The 6,621-nt window shown below is 57.8% G+C and carries 6 protein-coding genes and 1 pseudogene; all 7 read left to right on the top strand.

Annotated features, from left to right (window positions below; all coding sequences use genetic code 11):
- Positions 1–303 precede the first annotated feature (303 nt).
- A pseudogene (locus EI291_RS23575) lies at positions 304–372 on the top strand (DUF2400 family protein); the annotation flags it as partial.
- Positions 373–465: 93 nt separating this feature from the next.
- Entirely contained in the window at positions 466–1,071 is a 606-nt protein-coding gene (locus EI291_RS19740; protein ID WP_125424011.1) for a hypothetical protein, read from the top strand.
- Positions 1,072–1,168: 97 nt separating this feature from the next.
- Positions 1,169–3,586, top strand: coding sequence for an endonuclease MutS2 (locus EI291_RS19735; protein WP_125424010.1), 2,418 nt, complete (start codon positions 1,169–1,171; stop codon positions 3,584–3,586).
- A 109-nt stretch (positions 3,587–3,695) separates the two neighbouring features.
- A complete protein-coding gene (locus tag EI291_RS19730; protein ID WP_125424009.1) occupies positions 3,696–4,160 on the top strand; it encodes a hypothetical protein in 465 nt (154 codons plus the stop codon).
- A gap of 362 nt (positions 4,161–4,522) precedes the next feature.
- On the top strand, positions 4,523–5,215 hold the full coding sequence (locus EI291_RS23250; protein WP_240635610.1) for a Pr6Pr family membrane protein: 693 nt from the start codon (positions 4,523–4,525) through the stop codon (positions 5,213–5,215).
- Between the two features lie 31 nt (positions 5,216–5,246).
- Positions 5,247–6,170 (top strand): 23S rRNA (adenine(1618)-N(6))-methyltransferase RlmF, encoded by a 924-nt coding sequence (gene rlmF / locus EI291_RS19725; protein WP_240635609.1) that lies wholly within the window; start codon positions 5,247–5,249, stop codon positions 6,168–6,170.
- Positions 6,167–6,553 (top strand): hypothetical protein, encoded by a 387-nt coding sequence (locus EI291_RS19720; RefSeq protein ID WP_125424007.1) that lies wholly within the window; start codon positions 6,167–6,169, stop codon positions 6,551–6,553. The genes rlmF and EI291_RS19720 overlap by 4 nt, the downstream gene beginning before the upstream one ends.
- Positions 6,554–6,621: the final 68 nt, after the last annotated feature.

Below are 6,621 nucleotides of genomic sequence, written 5' to 3'. Positions count from 1 at the left end.
AGGCCCGTACCCGTGAAGCAGTGGAGGCGGCTATCCAAACGGCCGTGGACTGGATTTCCAGCAAGGACGCCAAAGCCTGGTTCAACCATTGCGGCTATCATGTATACCGTTCATGAATCCGCTATAGTATTTGTCGACTTCAGCGAATCTTTAGCCTGCATTATACTGTTTATCTTCGCATCCCATTCCGATTTCCAAGACTCCCCGATTTGATTTTACCCCAGAATTTCGAGCAGAAGATTGGCTTCACGCAGCTGCGTGAACTGCTGGACGGCCTGTGCCTGAGCACGCTGGGCCGGCACCTTCGACCCCCACGACCCCGTGAAGTACGATTTCGCCCTATTCGGACTGGGTGTGGAAGAGGAGATGTAGAAAGGCTGAAACCGTAGCGTTCTATCAATGCCCGAAAAGTTTGAGGTAAGGCTATGTAATTCAAGGTTAGCCTTTGTGCTTGGGCTACCGGCTATGCTCTCATTTCTGTTGGGGACGCTTGCCATATTGACCTCGGAAGTGCCCGGCTTGGTAAAAGTTGCTGAAGCAGGCCTGCTGATGGTTGTTGCGGTAGGCGGCTATTTGGTACTGAAGCGGCTGGTGATACAACAGGCAACTGTAGAAGTATGGGCGGAGCGGGTAGTCGTGCATTACCACAGCCGTTCACAGCCATCTGTAATAGAGTTTGCTGAAGTAAAGCACTATAAGCATAAGTCGCTCCGGGACCGGGAGGAAATTGTATTCAGGTTAGCAAACAAAGCTTCGCGAAAGATTAGTGCAAACCAGTTGTTTGGCTCCATCGGTGATTTTGCCGGCTTGGTTCAGGCACTGGAAACGGTTGCAGGAAGGTATCAGCAGCTTCATCCTGGGAGTATGGTCCGTGCCCGCAGTTTTTTTGAACGCCGCATCTCTACTGTCCTTTTGATAGTTATTACTTTCCTTCTTTTGCTGTTCGTAAGCAAGTCGTTATTCAATGCAAGCGTGCCTACTGTGAATATCCTAGGCGCTGCCGGAGCATATTTGAGTTACCTGGGTTCGTGGTGGACTGCGGGAAAAGGCCGGAGTCAGCACGAAGCCTAATAGGTAGCCCATGTTTCTTTATTAGCCCAACTGAATCTTTCCGACCCTGTCTGCTGTTTATCTTCGCATCCCATTCCGATTTCCAAGACTCCCCGATTTGATTTTACCCCAGAATTTCGAGCAGAAGATTGGCTTCACGCAGCTGCGTGAACTGCTGGACGGCCTGTGCCTGAGCGCGCTGGGCCGGCACTTTGTAGCCAAGATGAGCTTTCTGACCAAGCACGACCAGCTGGAAAAGTTGCTCCTGCAAACCGATGAATTCCGCCAGCTGCTCAACAGCGGGGCCGAGTTTCCCGGCTCCCACTACCACGACGTAAACCAGCACCTGGTGCGGGCCAATCTGCCCGGCTCTTACCTGGAGGTGGCGGCTTTCTACGCCATCAAGATGAGCCTGCGCACCATTCGCGAGGCCCTTACCTTTTTCAGCCGTACCGAGGAAGACCTGTACCCCACGCTGCGCCTACTGGGCATTGGCGTGCAGGTAGACCGCAACCTGCTGGCCGCCCTGGATAAAGTGGTGGACGACGAGGGCCTCGTGCGCGACGATGCTTCGCCGCTGCTGCGCCAGATCCGGCAGGAGCTGATTGCCCGGCAGGTGCAGCTGCGCAAGCAGATTGCCGGCATCTTGCGCCACGCCCGCCAGGAAGGCTGGGTGCCTGAGGGCTCCGAGCCCACCATCCGGGGCGGCCGCTTGGTGCTGCCCGTAATTGCCGAGCACAAGCGCCGGGTGAAAGGCCTGATTCACGACGAGTCGGCCACGGGCCAGACGGTGTACATCGAGCCGGAGGCCGTCTTCGAGCTCAACAACGACATCAAGGACCTCGACAACGCCTACCACCGTGAGCTGGTGCGCATTCTGCTGCAGCTCACGGCCCAGCTGCGCCCTCATATTCCGGATCTGCGCAAGGCGTATCAGTATCTGGGCTTGCTCGATTTTATTCGGGCCAAGGCCCAGCTGGCGCGCCGCCTGGAGGCTTCCTTGCCCGTGCTGCACCCGCGCCCCATGATGCGCTGGCAGCAGGTGCGCCATCCGCTGCTCTACCTCACGTTCCTGAGCCATGCCAAGGACGACCCACGCGAGGTGGTGCCCCTGGATATTGAGCTCACGCCCGAGCAGCGTATCCTGCTGATTTCGGGTCCCAACGCGGGCGGTAAGTCGGTGAGCATGAAAACGGTGGGCCTGGTGCAGTACATGCTGCAGTGCGGCCTGCTGATTCCGGCCGGGGAAAACTCCGAGGCCGGCATGTTCGACGATATTTTCCTGGACATCGGCGACGAGCAGAGCCTGGAAAACGACCTGAGTACGTACTCCTCGCACCTGCTCAGCATGAAGCAGTTCGTGACGCTGGCGGGCAAGCGCAGCCTGGTGCTCATCGATGAGTTTGGTACCGGTACCGAACCCAGCCTGGGTGGGGCCATTGCCGAGGCCGTGCTGGAGCAGCTGAACCGCGCCCGGGCCTTCGGCGTCATCACCACCCACTATACCAACCTGAAAAACTACGCCGAGCGTACGCCCGGCATCGTGAATGGGGCTATGCGCTACGACCCCGAGCAGCTGCAGCCTTTGTACCGGCTGGAAATCGGCAAGCCGGGTTCCTCGTTCGCCATCGAAATTGCCCGCAAAATCGGGCTGCCCAGGCAGCTGGTGGAGCGTGCCACGCAGTTGGTAGGCAAGGACAAAATCCGCTACGACCGGCTGCTGGAAGGCCTTGAGAAGGAGAAAACCGAGCTGGAGCAGCGCACCGCCGAAGCCGCTAAGGCCGAGCGGCGCATGAAAAAAGCCGCCCAGGAGTATCAGGACCTCAAGAAGTACCTCGACGATACCACGCTGGAGGTGCTACGCGACGCCAAAGCCAAGGCCAAGCTCATTCTCAAGGATACCAACCAGCAGATTGAGGCCACCATCCAGGAAATCCGGCTGGCCCAGGCCGAGAAGGAGCGCACCAAGGATGCCCGCGTGAAGCTGGATACCTTTGTGCGCGAGAAGTTGCAGATTGAGCCGCCCAAGCCCCGCGCCACCCGCGAAATGGCCGACGCTAATACCCTCAAGCCCGGTGACAAAGTGGCGCTGCTGGGGCAGGAGGGCCACGGCGAAATCATGAGTGTGAAAGGCAAAACGGCCGAGGTGAGCTTTGGCGGCATGAAAACCATTGTCAAAGTCAGCCAGCTGGAAAAGCTCACCCGCTCCGAAATCCGGGAGCGGGAGAAAACGGCCGCCCGCAAGGCCCCGGCCCAGCACGCCACGCTGGATATTACGGGCCGCATGGCCGGCTTCAACACCACCCTCGACCTGCGCGGCGAGCGGGCCGAAGATGCCCTCAACAAAATTATGGCCTACGTGGATGATGCCGTGATGCTGGGCGTGCCGGAAATTAAAATCCTGCACGGCCGCGGCAACGGCGTGCTGCGCCAGATTGCCCGCGACTATCTGCACCGCACCCGCGCCGTAGCCAGCGTAGCCGACGAGCACGCCGACCGCGGCGGCGACGGCGTCACCATTGCCGTGCTGAAGTAAAACCTCACATCTTTGCTGCCCGCTCCGGTAACCAGTTGGGAACCGGAGCGGGCTTGGTTTTTACCATTATGAAGCACTTACACAGCTGTCCTTTACTGTATTGATTCCGATGCCAGTTTATACCTACCGCAGTTCATTACCTATCGAGGAGTTGTTAGCAGTAGCGCACCAGTTCATTGAAGAAGAAGGTGGGCCACTGCACAAGCATGCATATCGGGCTTGGTGGTCTAGTGCATCTGAGTTGTCAGTTGAGCCTTTTATTGCTTTCGGCCCCTCAATTGGGGGAAGGATTCACCGTGAGCCAGCCGTTTTGACGATGCCCCTTTCCGTCACTGATCCGGTAATTAAACTACAGCTTACGAGTGCAGCCAACGGCAACAATTCTAAGCGCGTTTTGCTGATCATTGCTGGATTACTACTGTTGCTGGCAGTTCAGAATCAGCAATGGCATGCTGCCGTTGCCGCAGTGCTGCTTGCTGTTGTGGGATTTTATGGCGGACATGGCGTTGAGAAGTCGACGCTGGCAGTAATTAAACACGATTTGGAGCGTAGCTTTCAGCTTCGTCCTATCTGAATTCAAGGGTCATTTTAACTCTAGTAGAAGTTGGTGAGAATAAGCGAGACTTTTTCTTTACACTCGATACACATTCCACCACCCCATGCATCCTCGCAACCTCCACTACGATTTTCCCCAACTGCTCAGCCACATCCTTGGCCAAATGGATTAATTGGAGCAAACGGCTTGCCACCGCTTATTTCACGCAGGATGGCAGCCGAAAAACGTATAAGGTATACCCGGGCGAAGATGGTGCCATGGGGGGAACTGTGGTTATTCAGGGGCCGGAGGTGGAAATTCGGATGAGCTGGAGCTAATCTATTGGCAGTCAGCTGCAGAATTACGTTTGCCTTTGGGTGGCTTAGTGCAAGGCAACTATCTTGCTCCGGGCGGCCGCGCTGGTAGCCCTGCATAATCAGGTATCTGCCATGGAGGATGCGCAAAGCCGCCGTTGGGCTGTAGTGGGGGCAACATTTGGGCTGACGGGCCTGGGGCTGCAGTTTTACCTCACGTTCACCCACCGGCAACTGCCGCCGCTGGAAACCCTCATCCGCTTCTTCAGCTACTTTACCATCCTGACCAACGCGCTGATTACGGCGTATTTTCTGGTGCGCGGGCTGGCGCCGGGCGGGCAGTTGGAGCGCTGGGTGTTGCAGCCGGAAGTGGGTACGGCCCTCACGGTGTACATTCTGGTAGTGGGCGTGGTGTACCAAACGGTGCTGCGCGGCTTGGTGCCCGTGGCCGGCTGGGGCCGCGTGGCCGACGACATCCTCCACGGCCTCGTACCTTTGTACATGCTGGGCTACTGGCTCGGGTTTGTTTCCGGTGGGCCGGTGCGGCTGCGCACGGTGCCATACTGGCTGCTGTATCCGGCCCTGTACCTGGCGTATACGCTGCTGCGCGGGCCCGGAGCCCGGTTTTATCCGTATCCGTTCGTGGATGCGGGGGCGCTGGGCTATCCGCGCGTGCTGCTCAACAGCGTGCTGGTGCTCTTGGTGCTGCTGGCATTTTCGCTGCTGCTGGGTAGCATGGCCAACTGGCGGCACCGGTGCAACCTGTCATCAGACCGCTAAAGCGGTTTTTCATCTTTTCCCCCTCCCGATTTTGCATCCTCGCAACCCTCACAACGCCCGCTACGATTTTCCGCAGCTGCTCAGCCATAGCCCCGAACTGGCCGCCTTCGTGGTGCCCAACCCCACCGGCGACCAAACCATTGACTTCGCCAACCCGGCCGCGGTGAAGGCTCTGAACCGGGCCCTGCTGCGGCAGTTCTACGGCGTGCAGCACTGGGATATTCCGGCCGGCTACCTCTGCCCGCCCATTCCCGGCCGCGCCGACTACCTGCACTACGCCGCCGATTTGCTGGCCGAAACCAACGGCGGCGAAGTACCCCACGGCAAGGCCGTGCACGTGCTCGATGTGGGCGTGGGGGCCAACTGCGTATATCCCATCATCGGCTCCCAGGCGTACGGCTGGCGCTTTGTGGGCTCCGAAATCGACCAGGTAGCCCTGAAAGCTGCCCGCACCATGGTAGCCGCCAACCCCGGGCTGGCCGGCCGCATCGATTTCCGCCTGCAAACCCACGCCGACTACGTGTTTGAGGGCATTATAAAGCCCCGGGAGGAGTTTGACTTGGTGGTGTGCAACCCGCCGTTCCACGCCTCGGCGGCGGCAGCGGCCGAGGGCAGCCAGCGCAAAAACCGCAACCTGGGCTACCCCAAGGCCGCCGCACCGGTACTGAACTTCGGGGGCCAGAACTCGGAGCTGTGGTGTGAAGGCGGGGAGGAGGGCTTCCTGAAACGCATGGTGGCCCAAAGCGCGCCGCTGGGCCAGCAGGTGCTGTGGTTCACCACGCTTATCTCCAAAAAGGAAACCCTGCCCAGCATCCAGCATTTCCTGAAGCTGGCCGGCTCTCCCGAAACCCGCATCCTCAACATGAGCCAGGGCCAGAAAATCAGCCGCCTCGTGGCTTGGTCGTTCCAGACGCCCGAGCAGCGCCAGACCTGGGCCCAGCGGCGCTGGCAATGAAATACTATCGGCTATACATCGGGTATGATAAACCTGGTTTTGAAACCTATGATGCTATAACCCAACTGCTGGGTGTAGTGCCGGAGCCCTGGGAGAAGCATTGGTTCAGTTCAGAGCAACCAGACTCCTGGTCTTATTTGGTTGTTTCAGATGATGAAGCTCCTTACTTCGACTTCATTAATATCTTTCTCGACCTGCTAGAGCCAAAACTCGATGCGCTGTTACAATTAGGTGTTGAAAAAGAATGCATCAGTTTGAGTATTACCTATTTGTACACCCATCAATGTGCTTTAGGGTTTGATGCACAGGAAATGTTACGGTTGGGCAGAAGCGGAGTAGGTTTATCCATTGACTGTCACGAGGAAAAAGATAAAGCCCGATAAAACGCAAAAGGCGGCTCCCGATATCGGAAGCCGCCTTTTCTACTGTGTGAGCCGCCAGATATCTAAGT

It is taken from the genome of Hymenobacter rigui (assembly GCF_003944715.1).
GTDB lineage: Bacteria > Bacteroidota > Bacteroidia > Cytophagales > Hymenobacteraceae > Hymenobacter > Hymenobacter rigui.
The sequence above is the reverse complement of the archived record's forward strand: the minus strand, read 5'-3'. Positions and strand labels throughout refer to the sequence as shown.

Excerpts from the sequence above, each read along its gene's own strand:
- EI291_RS19740 (WP_125424011.1), top strand. The coding sequence starts at position 466 with ATGCTCTCATTTCTGTTGGGGACGCTTGCCATATTGACCTCGGAAGTG.
- EI291_RS19720 (WP_125424007.1), top strand. The coding sequence starts at position 6,167 with ATGAAATACTATCGGCTATACATCGGGTATGATAAACCTGGTTTTGAA.
- EI291_RS19730 (WP_125424009.1), top strand. The coding sequence starts at position 3,696 with ATGCCAGTTTATACCTACCGCAGTTCATTACCTATCGAGGAGTTGTTA.